The organism is Alteromonas sp. CNT1-28 (assembly GCF_022348345.1).
In the GTDB taxonomy this organism is placed as follows: domain Bacteria; phylum Pseudomonadota; class Gammaproteobacteria; order Enterobacterales; family Alteromonadaceae; genus Alteromonas; species Alteromonas macleodii.
Genome location: NZ_JAKREZ010000031.1, coordinates 41,656 through 63,384, shown reverse-complemented (window position 1 = coordinate 63,384; position 21,729 = coordinate 41,656). Strand labels below are relative to the sequence as shown.

The following is a 21,729-nucleotide window of genomic DNA, read 5'->3' as shown; positions in this document are numbered from 1 at the left end:
GATATCTATTCTATTGTTAAGTTAGAGAGTAAAGGGTTACGCATGCCAAGCGTTGAGCAACAAATAGAGCAAAGCAGAGCAAAGAAAAAGGCACTCATAAAAAAATCACTGCTCGGTTTTTCACTGATCATGTTGATAGGCGTCGCAGGCGTGCTCCTTATCTCATATATGCCAACTGTCACATCGAACGTTATGGACGCCACGGATGACACAACAGCAGTACCCCAAACCGCAAAATCCACACCCGCTGTGGAAGTTAATGAAGAAAAACGAAAAGCCCTTCAAATAGCGCTTAGCGAGTCAAAACAAAGTGTAAACGACTTGGTTAGTCGCGTTTCACACTCCCAGATGTTCTTAGAAAAAGCGAGTGAAGTTGAGCGCAAGTTGAATAGCGCGTTTAATGAATATGGCGCATCCAACTACAGCGCAGTTATGAATGCACTGGATGATATAAAGAGCTCAGTTGACACAATAAATACTGACTACGAAAACGCCTACACTCAACCTTATGAAGACGCCCTCCTTGCCTTCAATAACGGGAATGTTTCAAGCGCGTTTAACCTAAATAAAACGTCGCTAACGATAAACCCTGATTTCGAAAAAGCTAACATTTTGCAGCAACGCATTGATGTATTTGACGAGGTGCAAGACGCCTACGAGCAGGCACGCATTGGTAAGGTCGAAAACAACATCAGCAAACAGCGCGAAGCGTACGTAAAAATAGTACAGTTAGATCCTGCCCGTAAGGACGCACAGCAAGCACTTGATGCTATTAACCGGCAATTGCAAGACAGCCGATTTGATACGCTGCTAGCTCAGGCAAATCGAGCTATCGAGCAAGGTGACTACCCTGCTGCCGCAGAATTCCTCAATGACGCCAAAAGTCTAAAAGCTTCAAGCACTGAGCTTGCCACCATTAGTAAAAAGCTCGCGTCTTTAGTTGCTTCACAAGAGCAGCAGAAAATTGAAAATCAAGTCGCCTTGTTTGTCAGCGCAGATGAATGGCAAACCGTAAAGCTGCTAGCTAATAAAGGCCTCGCTAGCTTTCCAGCCAGCCCTGCTTTACTTGAGGCAAAACAAAATGCCGAAGCCATACTCGATGCAGAAAAAAGCTTGAGCGCTTACCAAAGGCGGCCAGAACGTTTATCGGATAACAATGTCAGAAATCTAGCCCTTAAAGACATTGCGCGAGCAGGTTCACATGCAGAAAAGAGCGCAAAACTGCGTGCCCAAATATCTTCACTTGAGCAAGTGATCGACAATATCAATCAGCCCCGTTCCGTAACAATAACGTCGGATAACGATACCTATATTAAGGTACTTGGAGTAGGCCTCGTGGGGGAAGTAAAAACAAAAACCATTCAGCTGAAACCTGGTACATATCGCATTGAAGGGAGCCGCGAGGGTTATCGCTCAACCATTCAAGAGATTGTAGTTTCACCGTCAGACACCAACCTATCAGTACATGTTGTATGTACTGAAAAAGTATAAGGACCTATCTAGTGAGCAGTATTGATGACGCCATTGCCAAAGGAAAGAAGCGAAGAAAGGGCGTTGCTATAGCTTCATTAATAGGACTGGCCGCCGTTCTCGTTGTTTATTTTGGCTGGCTGTTTCTTACCAAAGGTTATGCCTTTGCAGTTTCTCCAGAACGTGCAGCACAAAATCCGCAATTTGCTGTTTTAAGTGGTAGTGCGATGTTCATTAGTGACAAGCTTTACGTGTTTGGTAGCCATGCTGAAGTCCAGGTTTCGGCCCCAAAATATCAAGATGCCACGGTTGTTATTAACGACAACTCGCCAAGCACTATTAATGTTACGCTCGTTCCTTTACCGGCAAAAGTCACCCTATCAACCTCCCCTTCGTTGAGTGAAATAACCTGGCATTTAAACGCTGAGAAAGTAGCGGTATCGAGAACCTACGTGACGGAATTAAAAAAGGGCAGCTACAGAGCGAGCGCCAGTCATCCGCATTATGAAACGGGTGAGATCCAATTTGATGCAGATATCGCGCAGGAAATTGAACAAGTTATTTCACTTTCTCCAGTTAAGGGCGCAATTAGCATAAACTCAAGCCCTTCTGGCGCCAATGTCTCCCTTGACGGTAAAGATATGGGTGTCACGCCACTTTCTATTAATATGAATGGCGGTAAGTACGAAATTGTCGTGACAAAGTCAGGGCTAGAGCCATTGGAAGACACCATTGAAGTCACTAGCCAACGCCCTAACCCGACAAGAAACTATAACCTTCAACCCCTTCAAGCGCAGATAACAGTTTCGACAGACCCTCAAGGCGGCGTACTGACAGTCAATAATAAACCGACTGATACAAGATCTCGTGTGGATGCGAATACGCCACATATCGTCAAGTATGAAAAAACCGGATTTATTTCACAAAGCCAGCGGATTACGCTAGCTCCCGGCGAGAACAAAGCGCTTACGTTCGACCTTCAAGAAGAGCGAGGACAAGTGAATATAAGCGCGTCGTTAAGTGCAAAAGTTTTCATCGACGGTTCATCTAAAGGTCAAACGCCGCTTAATTTAACGCTTCAAGCTTTACCGCACACAGTAACATTCGAACGTGAAGGATATCGCAGTGTTACCAAGACTATTACACCTAGTGCAAACAAGCCGGTGAAAGTACACGCTGATATGCTTACAGAGTTTGAAGCAAGGCGGCGTGAAGGTAAGCCGCTTTTTGCAAATACACTGGGTATTCAACTTTCGCTTGTTACACCCAAGGCCTTCACTATGGGCTCTCCTGCAAACGAAAAGGATCGCCAGCGCAATGAAACACAAAGAGACGTATCTTTTTCGCGTAAATTCTGGATGTCTAATCACGAGATTACTCAGGCGCAGTTCGCCGCGTTCGCAGGGAAAGGCGCTAGCAGCAAGCTACCGATCACGAATGTTTCGTGGAGTGATGCGGTTGCGTTTACAAATTGGCTAAGCGAGAAGGAAGGTTTAACACCGTTTTATGTTGTTCAAAATGGCAGAGTAACGGGTATTGATAAAACCTCGAAAGGCTATCGTTTACCTACGGAAGCCGAGTGGGAATTCGTTGCAAAAATGAATCGCCGAGCATCACCAACAATCTTTGTTTGGGGTAATCAGTTTAGGCTTCGCGATAAGCAAGGCAACTTCGCTGATGCGTCGCTAAGTGGGAAACAGACCTTTATTTTAAAAGACTACGATGACGGATTTGCCGACAAAGCTCCTGTTGGTTCGTTCAAAGCTGAACGCGGTGGATTCTACGATTTAGATGGCAATGTGCGTGAGTGGGTCCACGATGTTTACCAGAATTCACCATCAAACCAGTCTGGTACTTTTGACGACTACCTAGGCCCTGTTGGACAAGGTAAACACGTAGTAAAAGGCGCGTCGTTTCAAACGGGTCGGCTTAAAAATATTCGCGCAAGCGCGCGCAGCGGTGAGACTGAACCTGCTGACGATATAGGCTTTCGCATAGCGAGATACGAGAATTAATATGAAAAAGAAACTGATCATTGCTGCTGTATTGTTGGCCATTGCGGGCACCGCAAGTGCGTACTTTGTATCGTTAGATTCGCCGCAAGACTTTCCAACTAACATTTAACTATCAAGGAATGATGATGAATAAAGAGAATACGTTGTCAATGAACCCCAGCTTTCTTGTAAGTGGCGGGGTCTTTCTATTTATATTTGCCTTGGTACATTTCCTATTTGCCGGTGTCATTCGCCCCGCGGCCGAAAAAGTCATGGCAACGGCTGGCACAGCGTCCCTATCCTCTTTCTGGGTTATTCTTAAAGATATCGAGCAACAGGTTTGTATCTCGCTGATGCTGTTTTGCATTTTCCTAATGGTTTACAAACTTTGGAAGCTGCTGGATGAAGAAGAGATTTACTCACGAGACTTACTGCCTGAGCACAACAAAGATACGCCACTAAATGTAGATAAAGCGTTAGATGAGCTTTCGTCTTCATCTTATAGCGACACCCCCGCATACAGCACGTGGATAAACTGCATTAGACGCTTTAAAAACACACAGAACGTGCAGCATGCTGCCGATGCAATCCACGCTTCGGTAGAAAATATTGCTGCCCAGCTTGAAAGTGGTAATAACGTGATTCGCTACATAATCTGGGCTATTCCTTCGATTGGTTTCGTTGGCACTGTTCGCGGTATTGGCGCAGCCCTTGCGCAAGCAGACGCAGCCCTAGATGGTGATATCGCGGGAATGACGGCTTCGCTGGGCGTTGCGTTCAACTCTACGCTCGTCGCGCTTTTTATATCGCTTATATTAATGTTGTTAATGCACCTGTTAAATGGTCGCCAAGACACTATGGTAATTCGCACACAAGAGTCTTGTGAACACCACCTTCTGTCACACCTTCACAACTAATTAGGCGAGACAGTAATGCCTAAAGTGCGTAAAGCCGAAGACGGATTTAACCTGGCGTTTTTAGACGTTATGGCCTGTGGCCTTGGCGCGGTTATTCTTATTTTCATTCTGGTCGACTTTAAAGCGTTTACACCTACACCAACTGAAGAGAAAGAAAAATTAGAGCAGGAACTCGCCGCCGCAGAGCAAGAACAACAAAAACTCAAAAAGTCGATTGACGAATTAAACGATAAAATTGCCCTTGAGTCAGCGAAGCAAGACGATGCTCAGCAAGCGCAAGCAGATACAACGCAAGACCAGTCAAAACTACTGCAAGATATCTCTACAGAAATGGCAGTAGTGGCTGATCTTGAAAACCAGCTAGCCGCATTGTCTAAAGAAGTAGAAAAGTCAGCCAACATTCAAATGCAAGGTACCGGCGAACAGAACTACATCACTGGCATGAAAATAGAGGGCCCGGAAATAGGTCTGCTAATTGACAAAAGTGCGTCAATGATGGGCGACAACTTGGTGGATATTTTAGGCAAGTTAGCGTTGAGTGATAGCCAGAAGGTCTCTACGCCGAAGTGGATACGCACCAAACGGGTAGCCCAATGGATGCTCGCGCGAGTCCCTTTAGAATCAAGAGTCACCGTAGTGACTTTTTCAGACACCGCTACCACACTAGGCCTTCGTGATGTAAATAGTGCCAAAGTCAGCGGTTCGATGAACGCAATAGTTAAAGACCTCGGTGCTGTCGTCCCCAATGGAGGAACAAATCTTCAAGAAGGTTTAAGCATTTTATTTAAAGCTAACCCAAACATCACCGATGTGTATATTGTCACCGATGGCCTTCCTACCTTGGGTGACGGACTACCTATGAGCTGCAAAAGCTTCATTAGTAGTAAAAAGTCAATTTCATCAGATTGCCGTAAGACCTTATTTGTTGAAACCGTTAAGCGCGCTAAGAAAGGCGTGCATTACAATGTGATTTTGCTGCCCATTGAGGGCGATCCTTTTGCTTCACCTATGTACTGGGAATGGACCCGCGCAACAAGCGGCACTTTCCTATCACCTGCTCCGGAGTGGCCTTAATGCGCAAAATTCAACGAGCCCCCGTTGAGGTATTCAACATTGCCTTTCTCGACATAATTTCCTGTGCTTTCGGCGCCGTAGTTATGCTGGTGCTTCTGGCCAAAAACGGTACTGAAGACACCGAGCGCGGCCCTAGTAACGTAAGCGTTCTTATTGACCAGGTATTACAGGCTCAAGTTGATGTGGAAACGCTCAAAGGCGCACTGTCAGATAAGCAACAAGAACTGAAAGCAGCACAAAGCAAAACGGCTTCCGTCACGGAACAGAAAGACAATTTAGACTCATCGATACCACGCGCACAACAAACCATTAATCAACTGAAAGACAAAGCTTCGTCGCTGCGTAACGAAATACGCCAAGCAACCGCTATGTTAAATACGCCGAATCCGACAGATACCCCTGACGATGATGTTGGTGGAATTCCCACCGATGCTGAGTACGTTATTTTTGCTATCGATAACTCGGGTTCCATGTCCTCTGGCAGTGGTTGGAATCGCGTGATCACCATCGTAAACGACATTTTAAAAAACCATCCTAAAATGAAAGGTTTTCAGATTATGTCTGCTGACGGAAGCTTTATGTTTTCCAGTAGAGCTGGGCAATGGCTAGATGACAGACAAACAATGAGAGATACCGCAATGAGCCAAATGAAGAGCTTTAAAGGAGGGGCGAGTCAGCCTGAAGCGGGGATCCTTAAAGCCATCAAGCTGTATAAAAACACCAAGGGGCGCGTGAGTCTTTACGTGTTTGGTGATGATTATCAAAGGCCGAATTTAGATCAGATTGTAAGTCAGATTACCCAAGCTAACCAGGGTGCCAATGGACAGCCTGTTATTCGTATACACGGCGTAGGCTTTAGCCGAAGTAATGGAAACGCACAGCGCTTCAGTGCATTTATGCAGGCGGTGGCGAAGCGAAACCGCGGCGCTTTCATCGGCCAATATTTTTAGTCTCTATTGGCCGATGAATCGCCTCGTTGGCCAAGGTTTTATCTGTTTCGGCCATACTGTTCGTGTGACGACACCCAGTCTGACGAACTAATGGCTGATGCTAGTGATATCTCTCCAGCCAACACCACAGACGCCACAATTTCTGCAAATTTATACACGCGATCTCGCCCGTAGCAATCCAGCAACTCTAAGCACTCGCGCTGTGTACCTATTCCTGTACCACCGCCATACGTCGCTACGATGAGCGATGGAATGGTAATAGACACGTACAGGTCACCGTCGTCTGTTAATTCTGAATACATCATTGCCGCCGACGATTCAGATACGTTTGCAACATCCTGCCCTGTGGCGATAAACATAGCAGTAATACCGTTTGGTGAATGCAGACCCGTGTTATTCACACCAGACAAGAAAGATCCTACGCCAGCTACACGGCCGTGATAATCTATCTGTTTGGGGTCTACGCGCATTACTTCTAATAAATGTTCGCGTTTAATAGTGGCTTCAGCTGTCACCCGTTTACCACGGGTACGCATAATATTTATTTGAGAGGCCTTTTTGTCTGTAGCAAAGTTAGACTCAAGGTAGAAATTCTCTATCCCCTCATAATGATCAAGTATCCACCCGCATGCTGCGAAGGTAGCACGGCCAACCATGTTTTGACCCGCTGCGTCACCGGTCTTAAAGTTAAAACGCAAAAACGCAAATTTGTTCGATAGGAAATGGTCGATATACGTCAGCTTAGCAATACTTGAGGTCGCTTCTGCTTCTTCCTTAATCTTTTCAAAGTTTGCTTTAATCCATTTAACGAAATCTCTGGCACCTCGTGCATTTTCAAAAATAAATACAGGGGCTCGCTGCATAGCATCGTCGACGACCGTTGCCGTTACGCCACCGCTCATGTTAAGCAGCTTCATGCCTCGGTTGTACGATGCCACCAGCGTACCTTCGGTAGTCGCTAACGGCACGACAAACTCCCCTTGTGCATGCTCTCCGTTTATCTTCAACGGCCCTGCAATACCAATAGGAACCTGCGCCACGCCAATAAAATGCTCAATATTCCCCTTAAGCGCTTGTGGGTCGATTGAGTACTTACCTACGTGATCAATTTTCTTTCCGGTGGCGCTTTCGAAATATTCTTGGCGTGTTTTTATAATACTTTCGCCGTAGTCATCCATGTCGTCACGAGGAATAAAAGCGCTGCGTTGTCCTGGCGCAGTAATATTGTCTTCCACTTCAAATTTAAGCTTTCCAAAAGGCGAAGCAGAAAAGCAAATACCCAGTTTTCGCTTTTCTGGGCACGGCGCTTCATCAATATCTAAATGCACGGTAATGGTTTGACGCAAGCCAAAGGGCTCTCCGTCTGATTTATTTAATGCTTCTATGGAAATACTGGAGTCGGGAGTTAACTGGAGTGAAATTTTATGCTCTGGAATTTTTTCGCCATCAAGAGATATCCACTTTACTTCTTTAATGGTTGCGTCTTTCAATCTGTTTTTCAGAGAAAAAGATAAGCCTTTATCTGTCTTAGTAAGACTTGCGCGTGTATAGAGTTGCTTTAAAAGTATGCTGGGCACAAACATGAGGCTTCCTTCTGTGTGTTTTTACCGTGTTATTTTCATATTCCTTTGTTTTTTATAGCACATTCTTTATACAGCTCTATGACTTCTTTGTATTTTACTGGCAATTATTTGTGTCTGAATCACTTCTAAATTTGAGCCAGCCGCTTTCAAAAATGCGCCAACACCAGTGAAACCGTGTGCTACTGAAATATAGACCTTAGCAGTAATTCATCAAGTTCCCAACCCACCTAAAGTGAACACCGTCACCGCAGTAATGTTGACCACAAGGTATCTGGTAGTAACAAAACGGAGGCGTCAAGGACTGTGATGCCAAGGAGAAAAAGCCTAAACGGAAGTGGCGGCCAGATACCTTTAACGTGACCCAAACAAAGTTAGATAAGCACTGCAACGCAAATGCATAAACAAAAAAGGAATGGAGATGAGAACAGGACTGTTTAGAAAGGAAGTCATTGATGAGCAATCAAATGCTGTTGATGGACGTTTTTTAATGACCCCAAAACCTGTTTATTCTGCAATAGCTGGCCTGCTTGTGGTCTGGATTTTGGCAGTGATTATTTATCTAAATACGGGAAGCTACGCACGAAAGGCATCAGTGAGTGGATGGCTGGAACCCAGTCATGGCGTTTTTAAGCTCTATGCGGATGCAAGGCGCGGCAAAGTGCTTGATGTATTGGTCAGTGAAGGTCAATTAGTGAGTAAGGGCGCGCCGCTAATTAAGATCAACTACAGTAGCGATGATGCATCAGGTAATAAAGTTAGCACGCAGTTGCTCGCTGAGCTTGAAGCAAAGCAACATCGAACACGTCAAAGTATTCAACGTCTTGATGTGTTGCATAGAGCGCAGCGACAAGGCTTAGAAGAACAACTAAGCCAAGCCAAACGGGCATTAACGGCTTTAGACGCCATCGTTGAACTGTCTCAAACTCAGTGGACATTGGCTTTTAAGCAATGGGAAAAAGCACAAACCTTATTAAGCCAAGGGCACATAAGCCAAGCAGACTTTGAAAACCGTACACTCCAGCGATTGACCGCTGAGCAACAACTCACGTTAGCCCAAAAAGATCAAAATGACGAACGAGCAAAGATAGCAGCACTTAATCATGAGCTTGTCACCTTGCCTCAGCAACAGGCCAATGAAATCGCGAACGTGGAGAACACCTATAGCGACCTTACTCAACAAATCGTGAGCCATAAAAGTAACGCAGAGGAAACAATTTATGCGCCTCATAGTGGCGTGATATCAGGTCTTCACGTAAAGACGGGATATACCATTGATAGTTCTCGCCCGCTTCTTACTTTGCTTCCTGAAAACGCCGACATTCAAGCGCGCATCGCCGTTCCCGTGCGTTCTGCAGGATTTTTACGCAAGGGCCAGGCCTTACATATTCGATATGACGCTTTTCCCTATCAAAAGTTTGGCGTGCAGTCTGGCGAGATAGTAAAAATCTCTCCTTCGCTTGTGCTACCCGGTGAGCTTACGGATGTGCCCATTTCAATAAGCGAACCTGCCTATCTTGTTACTGCAAAGATCACCACCGATGAGATTATGGCTTATGGAAACAATATTTCACTGAAAGCTGGGATGACATTTTCTGCAGACGTAGATCTAAGTCAACGTACGTTGATGGAGTGGTTAATGGAACCACTGTATAGCATTACTGGGAAGCTGTAATCATGATGAACATTACGCACCCACTTTCAACGCAAAGCCTTTATACAAAAAAGCGTGTGCCCGTTGTACTACAAAGCGAAGCAGCTGAGTGTGGACTTGCTTGTATGACTATGATTGCGCAGTACTATTCTGATAAACGTGATCTAAATGCTCTACGTCAGACTATGTCTGTGTCTCTACGAGGCACTACGTTAAAAGACGTAATGCACATTGCCAGTGATTTGGGTTTCCAAACCCGCGCCATCAAGATAGAAATGGAGCACTTGGCGCAATTATCTTGCCCTGCAATTCTACATTGGAACATGAATCACTTTGTTGTGTTAACTAAAGTGAAAGGAAAAACCCTTACCATTCACGATCCTGCCCTTGGAGAAAGAAAGCTCACTTATTCTGAGGCATCGAAGTACATTACGGGTATTGCACTTGAAGTCACGCCTAGCGACACATTTAGTCCAAAGAAGTCCGCGCCACGCTTGGGTCTTAGTCAATTTTTCACTAGAACAACAGGGTTTAAGCGCAATCTTCTAACCCTCTTTGCGTTATCGATTGTGTTGCAGTTATTTGCACTTGCTTCACCCTATTACATGCAAACAGTCGTAGATGATGTATTGATTTACAACAATGATGCATTACTGAAAGCGCTGGCAATAGGGTTTGCCCTGCTACTAATAATAGAAACTTTTACTAGCGGGATAAGAAAGTTCGTTATTCTGTCGGTGTCGTCTCGCCTTCAGCTTCAAATGTCGGCGTCGGTATTTAAGCACTTATTATCGCTTCCCTTGGACTACTTCGACAAGCGACATATTGGCGATGTGGTATCCCGCTTTGGCTCACTGGCGAGTATTCGTGAGTTCCTAACCACTGGCCTGGTTACTGCGCTGTTAGACGGGCTTATGGCAGTGATCACGCTCGCAGTAATGATTTTATATTCGCCCAAACTCACGCTGGTTGTAGTGGCAATCATGCTTGCCTACCTCGCCGTTCGTCTTGGACTGCTGCCGTTTATTAAACGTCTTACAACTGAACGCATTGCGCTTGCAGCATTAGAACAAAGTCACTTTATGGAAAGCGTACGCGCTATCCTACCTATTCGCGTATACAGCCAAGAAGTACAGCGCCACGGGCAGTGGCAAAACAAGCTTGTCGCCACGCTAAACAAAGACATCACTCTTGGAAAGATCAACATAGGCAGCGCACTGACCAATCAGCTATTGTTTGGCGCTGAAAATTTGGTCGTTGTGTATATTGGTGCCAGCCTGGTTATGGAAGGAACCCTTTCGATAGGGATGCTGCTGGCATTTATGGCGTACAAAGCTCGCTTTGTCAGCGCATTAGATGGCGTAGTTAACAAGCTGGTTGAGCTTAGTATGTTAGGTGTTCACTTCAACCGCTTAAGCGACATTTTACTTACACCATCACAGCAGAAGCCTCTGTCGTTAAAAACTAAGGACGATACATTTGAAAAACAAAACGTTCATTTTAGCAATGCAGACGTTCCCAACTCATCCACGTCCAACTCACTTGCACCTAACGTTTTAACGCCTGATGGCGCAAGTACGCCCTCGCTTCTTGAAGCCAAAACTCGCCCTGTAGCGCTTAAAGCGACGGCGCTCAGTTATCGCTACAGTGAAACCAATGCGTGGGTGTTTAAAAATCTAATGTTCTCGGTACATAGCGGAGAGATCGTCGCAATCACAGGCGATAGCGGCTGTGGAAAAAGCACAATGCTTAAGTGCCTGATGGGACTGTACCCTGTTTCAGAAGGCAATATCGAACACCCAAGCTCTACAAACCCAGTCATCGCGTCAGTGCTTCAGGAGGATACCTGTTTAAGCGGCACCATCGCGCAAAATATCTGTTGTTTTGAAGAAGCTCCCGACCTCAAGAAAATGGTTTACGTCGCTCAGCTTGCCTGTATCCATGAAGACATCATGCAGATGCCTATGCAATACCACTCCTTGGTCGGTGATATGGGTAGCAGCTTAAGTGGTGGTCAAAAACAGCGTCTGCTTCTTGCAAGAGCGCTTTACCAAGAGCCAGACATTTTATTTTTAGACGAAGCAAGCAGTCACCTAGATATGGAAAACGAGGCTCAGATAAATCATCACCTTAAGTCTCTAAATATGACGCGAATTATTGTGGCACATCGCCCTCAATCAATTGCCATGGCAGACAAGGTTTATCGTCTGGAAAACGGCAACTTACATCTATGCCCTCCCACTGAAGTAACAGGAAGCGCAACATCAGGTAAACACGGAGAAACACTATGAAAACACAAGAAATCAGAGAACCCGCAGTATTGATGACAGCAGCTGAACGCATGCAAATAGATGCGAACGGCATTACCGCACTGAACAGCGTTATCCCCATTGACTGTTTATCAAAACGCGAACTACAAGTTGCACACAAAATAATGGAAGGACGCTCAAATAAGGTTATTGCCGCAGAGCTATTCATCAGTGAAAGGACAGTCAAATTTCACTGCGCCAACATTTACAAAAAGCTCAACATTAGCAACCGTTCTGTGCTAATTGCCTGCTGTTTTAGAACCCTTTACCAAGAAGTGGCTTCGCTGTAAGCGTGTCCACTTCATTACTAACCACGCCACAACAAGGAGCGTACACTATGAAAAATCATCCATTAACTCAGAACCAACCAGCGAATACTAAGCTTGCTACCGTTGCTGAATCTCAGCTATTTGAGGTATCCGGCGGCCTACGAGCTCGCCTAAATGAAAGTGTGCCGGTAGTCGCTCCAACACCTAAAGAGCCCGTTTACATAACCCTGGCTATTGGTGAAGGCGGCGGCAAACTACCTGATATTTTGTCGTAACTTACCGCCTATCAAAGTCAACACATGGATACGGTTTAGGCAGTATCCCATGTGTTGCTTTAAGGGCTACTCAATTCTATGAACACTTAAAACGCTAGCAAGGAATGCAAATGCACGTCGCACTACTAGGCAGTGAACAAGACCCACAGATCCAACATATAGCCAAAGCACTTCACCAAAATAACACGCCCTTTTATTTTGCCAATACACAACATTTTGGTTCTACGTGGAAGATCAGCTATGACCCTGACTTCGATGACGGGCTAATTCATTTCAATTCGCCTTCACTTTGCGACCAACCTAGAGTTACGTTCTCGAATACCCAGGCCGCTTATTGGCATGAGTACCTACCTGGCATACCGCTAAAAGCCCCTCGTGATAATGCTAAAAACGATGCCAGTGCAGATGCTCAAACACAAGGTGATAGACCTCATGATGGTGAATCTACTTTGCTAGAAAACGCAGGGTGGGTTGAGCAAGAGCGAGCAAGTACGCTACTTTGCTGGTTCAGCTATAGCGACATTAAATGGGTGAACTCTATCGACGCTGTTCGAAGCCACCAGTGTAAACCTTATCAATCGCGTATTGCTGGCAAACTAGGAGCACATATTCCCTACACCTTTGTTGGCAATGCACCCGAGGTTGCTTCGCAGTTTTGTAACAATATGCGAGACGTTATTTACAAGCCCGTACGCGGCGGTCGAACTGCGCAGTTTGTGAATAAACAACCAAACATGCGCCCGTTACTCAATGCGCTTTTAGGTGAACGCCCTGTTACCTTTCAAAAATATATTGCAGGCGTGAATGTACGAAGCTATGTGCTTGGCAATGACGTACTCAGCGTACAAATCGACTCAAGTGAATTAGATTACAGGAATGACGACAATGCGAGCGTATCGGTGATCCTAGTCCCCAGCGACGTTAAGCAGTTAGCTATCAAAATATGCAAAGCATTAGGTATGCACTGGTGTGCTATCGACTGGCGTAAAAGTGCGAAGGGAAAATACTTTTTTCTAGAGGCCAACCCCAGCCCTTACTTCCTAAAAGTAGAGAACGATACCGGTCTAGATATAACAGAAAAATTGGTAGCACTGCTGGTGAAGACTTCGTAGTAGCAAGCAGGACGTTTAGAGGCTAATTGGGTTTCCAAAACAAATTTGCGATTGTTTAGAAGCCTTTACGTAATCATTGACAATACCCCAACAACCTATCAATATGATAGGATGAATTTCAAAAGGCATTCATGGCTAATCACAATCCCCAAGGAATTAATGAATTCCCTCTTACAGAGGAAACTGCCAGAAAAATAATGAATGACCTCGCAGAAAACTATACTCACCGGATTCGGTGGACTAAACATGTTAAACAGCGCATGCATGAGCGAGGAATCACTACAGGTCAGGTGATCACTTTATTAAAAAGTAAGCACTCAGTATTTAGAGAGGGGCCATATCTTGATATTTCTGGAGATTGGAAATTTAATTTGAAAGGTTTAGCTGCGGGCAAAGTTATCGAACTCACTGTTGCACTTAAAAATCATCATGATAGTCCAATGTCATTTCTAATTACTGTATGGATAAGTTGAGAGGGTAAAATGTACCATTACACTGAAAGCGGGTTATCAAATGTATACCTGAAAAACGGTGTTACCGTTGAAGTTGTAGACGGTGAAGAATATACAAGCATTGACGATATGAACGGTCTTCATAGTGCGATAGCACAGACAATTGTTAATACCAACAAGCCTCTTGCTCATGATGAGTTTAAATTCTTACGTGTAGAACTAAATGTTTCTCAAAAAATGCTGGCGAATCGTTTTGGTGTTGATGAACAGACCATTGCGCGTTATGAGAAAGGTCAAACAAAAATTCCACGGACAACAGATGCTGCCTTAAGAGCCTTATACATGGAAAGCCAAGAGAAGAATAATCCCGTAAGTTACTTTCTTGATTTACTAGCAAATACCCAAGCGGAAGAAGCTGCAAAAATAATTCGTCTTGAAGAAGTCGAAGACCATTGGGAAAAAGTAGAATGGTAAAAAAGCCGACTTAACGTCGGCTTTTTAATTCTTGTTCATGTAGAAGGGTTAGTTGAACATATCAACTAACGGGGAAACTTCTACTTAGCGCTAAATTACAAGATAAAGCGCGACAGATCTTCGTTATCTACCAAGGTTTCTAGGTGGCTGTTAACGTAATCAGCATCAATCACGAATGACTCACCGCTCTTTTCAGAGGCGTCAAACGAGATGTCTTCCATAAGGCGCTCTAGCACGGTGTGCAAACGGCGGGCACCAATGTTTTCAGTGCGCTCATTCACCTGCCATGCCGCTTCGGCTATACGCTGAATACCAGAATCGTCGAAACTAATATCCACGCCTTCTGTCTTCATTAGCGCAATGTACTGGTGCGTTAATGACGCATTCGGCTCGGTAAGAATGCGCTTGAAGTCACCGACTTTAAGGGCAGATAGCTCAACGCGAATTGGAAGACGACCCTGAAGCTCTGGAATAAGGTCAGACGGCTTGCTCATTTGGAATGCGCCCGAAGCGATAAACAAGATATGGTCAGTTTTAACCATGCCGTGTTTTGTCGATACCGTTGAACCTTCCACAAGTGGAAGCAAGTCACGCTGAACACCTTCGCGAGACACATCGGCCGACGAGTTGCCCTCACGCTTACAGATTTTGTCAATTTCGTCGATAAACACAATACCGTGCTGCTCTACCGACTCAATGGCTTTTTCTTTCAAATCTTCTTGATTCACAAGGCGTGCAGCCTCTTCTTCAATAAGTAGTTTGAACGCTTCTTTAATTTTCAGCTTCTTCTTTTTCTTTTGCGAACCCGACAAATTCTGGAACATGCCCTGAAGCTGATTGGTCATTTCTTCCATACCTGGAGGCGCCATAATTTCTACGCCCACCTGCGGAAGTGCCACATCAATTTCAATTTCTTTGTCGTCTAAGTCGCCCTGACGAAGCTTTTTACGAAATGCTTGGCGCGTACCGCGATCTTCAACATTTTCCTTATTACCCCATGCATCTTCTGGTGGAGGCAGCAAAACGTCTAAAATGCGCTCTTCCGCAGCTTCTTCTGCGCGGAATTTCACCTTTTTCATTTCATTTTCTTTCGTCATCTTCACCGCAATATCAGCAAGATCACGAATGATGGTCTCAACTTCTTTACCTACATAGCCCACTTCAGTGAACTTAGTCGCTTCAACTTTAATGAACGGCGCGTTAGCAAGTTTTGCTAAACGGCGGGCTATTTCAGTTTTACCCACACCCGTAGGGCCAATCATCAAAATATTTTTTGGCGTAACTTCTTGGCGCAGCTCAGGTTCAAGCTGCATACGACGCCAGCGATTTCGAAGTGCAATAGATACAGCGCGCTTGGCATCTTGTTGACCAATAATATGTCGGTCTAACTCGTGAACAATTTCTCTTGGTGTCATTTCAGACATGAATAAACCCTTTTCTAACAGGGCTTGCTGTACTCGAATTCAGATGAGCAACAGCAAGCCGATAACAGCACTCAGCTATTACTTAGTAATCTAGTACATCAACCGTTTGGCTATGGTTAGTGAATACGCAAATATCACCCGCTATGGTTAGCGCTTTTTCAGCAATTTCTTTCGCGCTTAGTTCTGTATTTTCAAGTAGTGCAGTAGCTGCGGCTTGCGCGTAGTTACCACCAGAGCCAATCGCGATAAGATCTTGTTCTGGCTGCACCACATCACCGTTACCGGTAATAATAAACGATGCGGTTTCGTCTGCTACGGCAAGCAGTGCCTCTAGTTTGCGAAGCGCCCTGTCAGTCCGCCAATCTTTGGCGAGCTCTACTGCCGCTTTGGTCAAATGGCCTTGGTGGGCTTCAAGCTTTGCTTCAAAGCGCTCAAACAGCGTAAATGCGTCGGCCGTGCCACCAGCAAAGCCCGCTAAAATCTTGTCGTGGTATAAACGGCGCACTTTGCGCGCATTACCTTTCATTACGGTATTGCCCAGTGATACCTGTCCGTCACCGGCCATTACCACTTGATTCCCACGTCGTACAGATACAATCGTTGTCACGTTAATTCCCCGTTTGGCTGGGCGCTGCTGCGTTTTTCGTCTAGCAAAGGCAGCAGCGTTCAAATTCAATAACAAATAAGTGGGGGAAGGCTTTTTAATTTCAAGGGTAATACAAAAGAATGTGCGCTCTGAGCTGCCTACTATATGGGCTTAGCGTGTTCGCTAGTGTATTGAATACACCATTTATTGAGTGCATACTCTCGCCAACACACTCTATGGCCAAGTGAAATAATGCCTAGGTGATAGAGCACAGATAAAGTAGCAACAATAAAGACGCTACATAATGGTTTTAAAGGAGTGGTAGTGAAGTATCAGGGAAGAATTCAACAGTGGGACGATGCTAAAGGTTATGGTTTTGTAGAGCCTAATACCAATCCGCATAGATAATTACCCACTCAGAAGGCGCTGGCAAGTTTCCTAGCGAAGCGTGGGAATGCAGGAATGGTGTTCCCTTTCAAATTCCCAGAATGAAGCTTGTCACCTTGATGTAGAACCACTATACCTGCGGTAACACGCCGCGATTACGAACATTTTAACTCTCGCTGAGTGGGTAATGATCTATGCGGACTGGTATAATGGAGGCACGCGCGCGTTTACTCATATCAAAGCGTTTAAACAACGCTCTAGGCGCCCGGTTAATGGCGACATTATTGTTTATGAAGTTGAGCAGGATAGAAATGGTAATCACCGCGCCTGCAACATCAGCTTACTCAAGGATCACAAAGCAAAACGTTTACGCGCCAATAAGCCAACCTCGCGAAGAAAACGTAATGTTATCGTACTGAGTATTTTCTCCGGTGCACTTGCGTTATTTACATTGTCAGGTCGGTTACCGTTTATAGTGCCTATCATTTATGGCGCGGTAAGTATGCTTGCCCTACTGTGCTACGGTATTGATAAATGGGCAGCTAAAAACAACATGTGGCGAATTTCAGAAGCAAAACTGCATATATTAAGCTTATTGGGAGGTTGGCCTGGTGCTTTGCTTGCCCAACAGATGTCAATACCAATCCGCATAGATAATTGCCCACTCAGAAGGCGCTGGCAAGTTTCCTAGCAAAGCGTGGGAATGCAGGAATGGCTGTTCCCTTTCAAATTCCCAGTGTCACCTTGATGTAGAACCACTATACCTGCGGTAACACGCCGCGATTACGAACATTTTAACTCTCGCTGAGTGGGTAATGATCTATGCGGACTGGTATGAGCATAAGCGTAGTAAATCGTCATTTATAAGGGTTCATTGGGTAACGGTTTTGGTTAATCTCATTTTGCTTGGGCTAATTGCATTTGAAGTGATTAATACGCAGGCATTCATGGTTGAAATTTAGCGAAATCGATACCCTTCAATGTCAAAACCAAAACCACTTTCGGAGCCCTTAACATACACCCATCCTTTATTTGGTAAGCGTTTGTGCTCACTTTGATTTAAGCATAATCGCCCATCTGACAAGGTACCGCTCTCTTTTAACAACAGTGAGTGTCGACAGTGTTTAGAGCCGCTGCCTTTTTCATAAGCAAATTTCAGTTCCGTTTCTTGTTTTCCGGACGCCAAGTGAAGCGTGTAGGGCAATGCCCTATCAATAAAATTCCAAGTAAAAATAAGCCCCAAAAACGGCATGGTGAAAATTGTTACTTTTCCACGCCAATCTTTCATCACAAATTGCGCTTGTCGTTTATCGAGGGAAATAGACAGGTAATAAAAGGCACAATAGACAAAAGTAAATAAAACAATGGCCCATGTTGAATTATTTAGCCATGCGTTAATCACGATGAAGTTGGTGAATGCCGATACAATCAAAGCGCCAATAAGTACTAAAAAAGCGCCGTTACTGATACGTGTTATTGGATGAAGCTCAGACCACTTAGGTCGAGTAAAATGCTCATCTTGATGGGCGCTATCCGTAACATTCTCAGGTGGCAGCGTTGCCCGCTTAGCAGCGAGCTCATTTTTTGCTGCCTGATAGCGTTCTGGAAAGGCCTGCTTATCAATATTTTCCAGAACGTCCTCAAGCTCTTCTACGCTATAAGCGGCGTAATTTGGTTGTTCGGTGATGGCAATACTCATTGATACTTCCTTGTAAACGCATCCTTTCTCTACGCGCTATTTCAGCGCCATATGCACCGCATTAAGTGTTACCTACAATAAACTGCTACAAATTCCAGTACCAAATTTGGCATGTCGCAATGTTCACTTTACGCAGACTGTGCTTGGCTTTTTCTGCATCACGCTTAGACTCGTAAGGGCCCAGAATAACGCGGAACCAATCGCCGTTGCTGCCAGTGCTGTGTCTGATAAGCGCCTCTAAACCTTGGAATGCAATTTTGGCTTTCATCTCTTCAGCCTGCGCGCGGGTTCTAAACGAGGCGCACTGCATTAAATAGCGTTTGTCAGATTTTTCTTGCTCTTTGACCTCAACTTCTACTTCATATCCTGGAAGGGTCTTAATGTACTCCCATTCTTCTTCAGGAAGCTCAGGTAACGTCTCTTCTGTAGGAGCCACAGGTCGTGAAGCTTGTGTATCCACGTCGTCTTCTACATTGTCTTTTATTGACCACAAAAATGCACCAAAGCCAATCACCAATGCGAATACGCCAACAAGGCGCACAATAGGAAGTTTTCCAGAAACCGGGGCATTAGATTGCGCATTTGATTGCGCGCTTCTGGCTGGTTTTCTACCTTTACCAGCCGGCTTCTTTTTTTGAGGAGAGCGTCCACGAGAGACATAATCGCGTTGAGCCATAGTCGGCAATATTCCTACTTGTTATCGTTGTTTGTATGCGTAAGAAAACGTCATATACCAAATCTTTATGAAGCAGCAGCTTTCCTGCACTTCAATCCTGCAGAAATTTTAACGTATTGCTACCCAACAAGCTAACTGAAATCGGTAGGATCAATATCTATCGACCACCTTACCTTCATTGCCTGTGGCAACGCCTGTAAAAATGGCAGCGCCAAACGCAGCGCATTGTGAAGCGGCGCACGCTTTTCATGGCTGCATACCAGCATAAACCGAAACCTGCCTTGCCGCTTTTCAATCAAACAAGGAAACGGGCCATTTAGCTCAATGGCATGCTGCTGGAGAAATACTTGCTTACTGTCTTGTAAAAAGCGGTAGGCCAAACTGCTATCGGTCGCTTCTGCGCGAATGACAAACTGGCTAATAAATGGGGGAAGCCCTGCCGCTTTTCGCTCCATTAAAGCGTGTCTGGCGAAATGCCCATAGCCATTGTGCACTAAGTCTTGTAGCAAAGGGTGATGGGGGTTGTGAGTTTGCAGCCACATCTCACCAGGTTTACTGGCGCGCCCTGCTCTTCCAGCAAGCTGAGTTACAAGCTGAGCGAGCTTTTCTGGTGCTCTAAAATCGGCACTAAAAAGTGCACCATCACAATCTAGCACCGCCACTAAGGTTACATGCGGAAAATGGTGACCTTTTGATAGTATTTGGGTACCTACCAGCAGCTGGTACTCTTGGCGGTTTATTGCTTCTAGCGTCTGATGCAGTTTGTCTTTGCCCCGCACGGTATCGCTGTCTATTCGTACCTGCTTAACACCGGGAAATAAGCTTGCAAGCCCTTGCTCGACTTGCTCGGTGCCCGTACCCGCCGTAACTAATTCATTGTGATGGCACGCTTCGCAGTTTGATGGCATTGAGCGCATGCCGCCGCAGTGATGACACTGCAAACGGTTCTGCGCTTTATGCACCGTATACGGGCGGTCACAACGCTTACACATGACGGTTTCGCCGCAGTGATGGCAAAGCAGCGCTGGCGCATAGCCTCTGCGATTCACAAACACCAATACCTGATTTCCCGCGTTGATATGCTGGCGCATTATCGTTAGCAAGCCTTGCGAAATACCGTAGTGAATGGGTTGGTCACGCGCGTCCAACACATGCTGATGCGTGCTTTTCGCCCCTCCCGCTCGCTTAGTTAACTGCAAATGGGCATAGCGACCGCTTAGCGCATTATTAAGTGTTTCGAGTGCGGGCGTGGCGCTGCCTAATAAAAGAGGAATATTGTGCTGCTTAGCCCGCATAGCTGCCAAGTCACGGGCGTGGTAGCGAAGTCCATCTTGTTGTTTAAAAGACTCGTCGTGCTCTTCATCCACAATCAGCATGCCGGGGTTGTGCAGCGGGGTGAAAATAGCCGAGCGAGTACCGATGATTATCCCGAGTTCACCTGCTTTTGCTCGCTGCCATACATGTAACCGTTCTTTATCAGAAAGCTGAGAGTGTAAAACGCCCACTGCAATACCAAAGCGCTTTTCAAAGCGTGACACCGTTTGCGGCGTCAGCCCAATTTCTGGCACAAGTATAAGCACTTGCTTCCCTTCACGCAGCAAGGGTTCGATAGCTTGAAGATACACTTCCGTTTTACCGCTACCGGTAATCCCTTCAAGCAAACTTACAGCGAAATTGCCCTGCTGACGATTAAGTGCGGCAATGGCAACCGATTGCTCAGTATCTGGAATTGGCTTTTCAGACACCGATAACGAGGCAAGCCAACTGCCTGACTTAAATTCAGGCGCGACTTCTTCAATGCTTATCAATGACTTTTCGACGAGCGCTTTGACCGCAGGTGCGCCATACTGCTTGCGCGCTTGGGATGCTAATAAGGCACCACCAGCCATTGCAGTAAAACAGGCTTGTTGTTTAGGCGCCCGCGATAACGTGTCTGCAGTCGTTTGCTTACCTTCTTCAGTAAGCATTAGCATGTCTTGTGGTGTGGGGGCCGCCGACTCGCCTTTGCGCAATAAAACAGGCAGCATGGCGTGTAGCACTTCACCCGGCGCATGATGATAGTACTGCCACAGCCATTGGGCCATTTTCAATAACACCCCATCTATAATAGGGCTATCGTCCAGTACCGACTCAATAGCTTTTAGCTTATTGGAGTTTTCAATGTCGCTTTCAGTTTTGTGTAGGGTTTCAACAACTACGCCCACAAGTTTGCGCGGACCGAAAGGCACAACCACTCTTACACCCGCACTTAGTGCGTTATCGTGGGTATATGTGAAAAGTTGGCGCAGTGGCACTGGCACGGCAACTTGGATAAAGGCCATTGCGAAGGTTCTACCTTATTTGACGATTGTTACAGCGCGTAATGCGCTTACTAAGCTTCTTATGTTGAAACTAATTATACTGAGGCTTCTTGCAGACCTATACGTT

At 45.5% G+C, this 21,729-nt stretch carries 19 protein-coding genes; 13 read left to right on the top strand and 6 right to left on the bottom strand.

Features of this window, described 5'->3' with window-relative positions:
- The first annotated feature begins 42 nt into the window (after positions 1-42).
- The 5 genes from MHN02_RS16795 (at position 43) to MHN02_RS16775 (ending at position 6,405) form a co-directional block, all read left to right on the top strand.
- Entirely contained in the window at positions 43-1,491 is a 1,449-nt protein-coding gene (locus MHN02_RS16795; protein WP_239247432.1) for a hypothetical protein, read from the top strand.
- Positions 1,492-1,502: 11 nt separating this feature from the next.
- Entirely contained in the window at positions 1,503-3,485 is a 1,983-nt protein-coding gene (locus MHN02_RS16790) for an SUMF1/EgtB/PvdO family nonheme iron enzyme (protein WP_239247431.1), read from the top strand.
- Between the two features lie 125 nt (positions 3,486-3,610).
- Positions 3,611-4,381, top strand: a complete 771-nt coding sequence (locus MHN02_RS16785) for a MotA/TolQ/ExbB proton channel family protein (protein ID WP_014977564.1) — start codon at positions 3,611-3,613, stop codon at positions 4,379-4,381.
- Between the two features lie 15 nt (positions 4,382-4,396).
- On the top strand, positions 4,397-5,455 hold the full coding sequence (locus MHN02_RS16780) for a vWA domain-containing protein (RefSeq protein ID WP_014977565.1): 1,059 nt from the start codon (positions 4,397-4,399) through the stop codon (positions 5,453-5,455).
- Complete coding sequence (locus MHN02_RS16775) at positions 5,455-6,405, top strand: VWA domain-containing protein (protein ID WP_014977566.1); 951 nt, start codon at positions 5,455-5,457, stop codon at positions 6,403-6,405. Before MHN02_RS16780 ends, MHN02_RS16775 begins: the two co-directional genes overlap by 1 nt.
- Positions 6,406-6,443: 38 nt before the next feature.
- Here MHN02_RS16775 and MHN02_RS16770 read toward each other — a convergent pair whose 3' ends face one another.
- On the bottom strand, positions 6,444-7,988 hold the full coding sequence (locus tag MHN02_RS16770; protein WP_014977567.1) for a hydroxymethylglutaryl-CoA reductase: 1,545 nt from the start codon (positions 7,986-7,988) through the stop codon (positions 6,444-6,446).
- Between the two features lie 418 nt (positions 7,989-8,406).
- Here MHN02_RS16770 and MHN02_RS16765 point away from each other — a divergent pair, with 418 nt between their 5' ends.
- The 7 genes from MHN02_RS16765 (at position 8,407) to MHN02_RS16735 (ending at position 14,530) form a co-directional block, all read left to right on the top strand.
- Positions 8,407-9,660 carry an HlyD family efflux transporter periplasmic adaptor subunit gene (locus MHN02_RS16765; protein ID WP_239247430.1) on the top strand — a complete coding sequence of 418 codons (1,254 nt, stop codon included), beginning with the start codon at positions 8,407-8,409 and terminating at the stop codon, positions 9,658-9,660.
- A 2-nt stretch (positions 9,661-9,662) separates the two neighbouring features.
- A complete protein-coding gene (locus tag MHN02_RS16760) occupies positions 9,663-11,930 on the top strand; it encodes a peptidase domain-containing ABC transporter (protein WP_239247429.1) in 2,268 nt (755 codons plus the stop codon).
- Positions 11,927-12,238 (top strand): helix-turn-helix transcriptional regulator, encoded by a 312-nt coding sequence (locus MHN02_RS16755; protein ID WP_239247428.1) that lies wholly within the window; start codon positions 11,927-11,929, stop codon positions 12,236-12,238. The genes MHN02_RS16760 and MHN02_RS16755 overlap by 4 nt, the downstream gene beginning before the upstream one ends.
- 47 nt (positions 12,239-12,285) lie before the next feature.
- The gene (locus MHN02_RS16750) at positions 12,286-12,492 is read left to right on the top strand and encodes a hypothetical protein (protein WP_239247427.1); all 207 of its coding nucleotides are present in this window, start codon (positions 12,286-12,288) and stop codon (positions 12,490-12,492) included.
- Positions 12,493-12,602: 110 nt separating this feature from the next.
- Positions 12,603-13,604 (top strand): hypothetical protein, encoded by a 1,002-nt coding sequence (locus tag MHN02_RS16745; protein ID WP_014977571.1) that lies wholly within the window; start codon positions 12,603-12,605, stop codon positions 13,602-13,604.
- A gap of 131 nt (positions 13,605-13,735) precedes the next feature.
- On the top strand, positions 13,736-14,077 hold the full coding sequence (locus MHN02_RS16740; protein WP_061096005.1) for a DUF4258 domain-containing protein: 342 nt from the start codon (positions 13,736-13,738) through the stop codon (positions 14,075-14,077).
- A 9-nt stretch (positions 14,078-14,086) separates the two neighbouring features.
- Positions 14,087-14,530: a helix-turn-helix domain-containing protein gene (locus MHN02_RS16735; protein WP_014950967.1), complete on the top strand. Its 444-nt coding sequence runs from the start codon at positions 14,087-14,089 to the stop codon at positions 14,528-14,530.
- A gap of 95 nt (positions 14,531-14,625) precedes the next feature.
- Here MHN02_RS16735 and hslU read toward each other — a convergent pair whose 3' ends face one another.
- Both hslU and hslV read right to left on the bottom strand, forming a co-directional pair.
- Positions 14,626-15,954 carry an HslU--HslV peptidase ATPase subunit gene (gene hslU / locus MHN02_RS16730; RefSeq protein ID WP_014950968.1) on the bottom strand — a complete coding sequence of 443 codons (1,329 nt, stop codon included), beginning with the start codon at positions 15,952-15,954 and terminating at the stop codon, positions 14,626-14,628.
- Positions 15,955-16,036: 82 nt separating this feature from the next.
- On the bottom strand, positions 16,037-16,561 hold the full coding sequence (hslV, locus tag MHN02_RS16725; RefSeq protein ID WP_014950969.1) for an ATP-dependent protease subunit HslV: 525 nt from the start codon (positions 16,559-16,561) through the stop codon (positions 16,037-16,039).
- 553 nt (positions 16,562-17,114) lie between these two features.
- Here hslV and MHN02_RS16720 point away from each other — a divergent pair.
- Positions 17,115-17,618 (top strand): DUF1294 domain-containing protein, encoded by a 504-nt coding sequence (locus MHN02_RS16720; RefSeq protein ID WP_239247426.1) that lies wholly within the window; start codon positions 17,115-17,117, stop codon positions 17,616-17,618.
- A 267-nt stretch (positions 17,619-17,885) separates the two neighbouring features.
- Here MHN02_RS16720 and MHN02_RS16715 read toward each other — a convergent pair whose 3' ends face one another.
- The 3 genes from MHN02_RS16715 to priA all read right to left on the bottom strand — a co-directional run bounded on the left by MHN02_RS16715 (position 17,886) and on the right by priA (position 21,623).
- The gene (locus MHN02_RS16715) at positions 17,886-18,626 is read right to left on the bottom strand and encodes a hypothetical protein (RefSeq protein WP_239247425.1); all 741 of its coding nucleotides are present in this window, start codon (positions 18,624-18,626) and stop codon (positions 17,886-17,888) included.
- Between the two features lie 85 nt (positions 18,627-18,711).
- A complete protein-coding gene (locus tag MHN02_RS16710; RefSeq protein ID WP_014977575.1) occupies positions 18,712-19,302 on the bottom strand; it encodes a cbb3-type cytochrome oxidase assembly protein in 591 nt (196 codons plus the stop codon).
- 131 nt (positions 19,303-19,433) lie between these two features.
- Positions 19,434-21,623: a primosomal protein N' gene (priA, locus tag MHN02_RS16705; RefSeq protein ID WP_239247424.1), complete on the bottom strand. Its 2,190-nt coding sequence runs from the start codon at positions 21,621-21,623 to the stop codon at positions 19,434-19,436.
- Between the last annotated feature and the right edge of the window lie 106 nt (positions 21,624-21,729).

Excerpts from the sequence above, each read along its gene's own strand:
- MHN02_RS16775 (WP_014977566.1), top strand. The coding sequence starts at position 5,455 with ATGCGCAAAATTCAACGAGCCCCCGTTGAGGTATTCAACATTGCCTTT.
- MHN02_RS16720 (WP_239247426.1), top strand. The coding sequence starts at position 17,115 with ATGATCTATGCGGACTGGTATAATGGAGGCACGCGCGCGTTTACTCAT.
- MHN02_RS16755 (WP_239247428.1), top strand. The coding sequence starts at position 11,927 with ATGAAAACACAAGAAATCAGAGAACCCGCAGTATTGATGACAGCAGCT.
- MHN02_RS16745 (WP_014977571.1), top strand. The coding sequence starts at position 12,603 with ATGCACGTCGCACTACTAGGCAGTGAACAAGACCCACAGATCCAACAT.
- MHN02_RS16740 (WP_061096005.1), top strand. The coding sequence starts at position 13,736 with ATGGCTAATCACAATCCCCAAGGAATTAATGAATTCCCTCTTACAGAG.
- hslU (WP_014950968.1), bottom strand. The coding sequence starts at position 15,954 with ATGTCTGAAATGACACCAAGAGAAATTGTTCACGAGTTAGACCGACAT.
- MHN02_RS16760 (WP_239247429.1), top strand. The coding sequence starts at position 9,663 with ATGATGAACATTACGCACCCACTTTCAACGCAAAGCCTTTATACAAAA.
- MHN02_RS16735 (WP_014950967.1), top strand. The coding sequence starts at position 14,087 with ATGTACCATTACACTGAAAGCGGGTTATCAAATGTATACCTGAAAAAC.
- MHN02_RS16710 (WP_014977575.1), bottom strand. The coding sequence starts at position 19,302 with ATGGCTCAACGCGATTATGTCTCTCGTGGACGCTCTCCTCAAAAAAAG.
- MHN02_RS16765 (WP_239247430.1), top strand. The coding sequence starts at position 8,407 with ATGAGAACAGGACTGTTTAGAAAGGAAGTCATTGATGAGCAATCAAAT.
- MHN02_RS16715 (WP_239247425.1), bottom strand. The coding sequence starts at position 18,626 with ATGAGTATTGCCATCACCGAACAACCAAATTACGCCGCTTATAGCGTA.
- MHN02_RS16780 (WP_014977565.1), top strand. The coding sequence starts at position 4,397 with ATGCCTAAAGTGCGTAAAGCCGAAGACGGATTTAACCTGGCGTTTTTA.
- MHN02_RS16795 (WP_239247432.1), top strand. The coding sequence starts at position 43 with ATGCCAAGCGTTGAGCAACAAATAGAGCAAAGCAGAGCAAAGAAAAAG.
- priA (WP_239247424.1), bottom strand. The coding sequence starts at position 21,623 with ATGGCCTTTATCCAAGTTGCCGTGCCAGTGCCACTGCGCCAACTTTTC.
- MHN02_RS16770 (WP_014977567.1), bottom strand. The coding sequence starts at position 7,988 with ATGTTTGTGCCCAGCATACTTTTAAAGCAACTCTATACACGCGCAAGT.
- MHN02_RS16750 (WP_239247427.1), top strand. The coding sequence starts at position 12,286 with ATGAAAAATCATCCATTAACTCAGAACCAACCAGCGAATACTAAGCTT.
- MHN02_RS16785 (WP_014977564.1), top strand. The coding sequence starts at position 3,611 with ATGAATAAAGAGAATACGTTGTCAATGAACCCCAGCTTTCTTGTAAGT.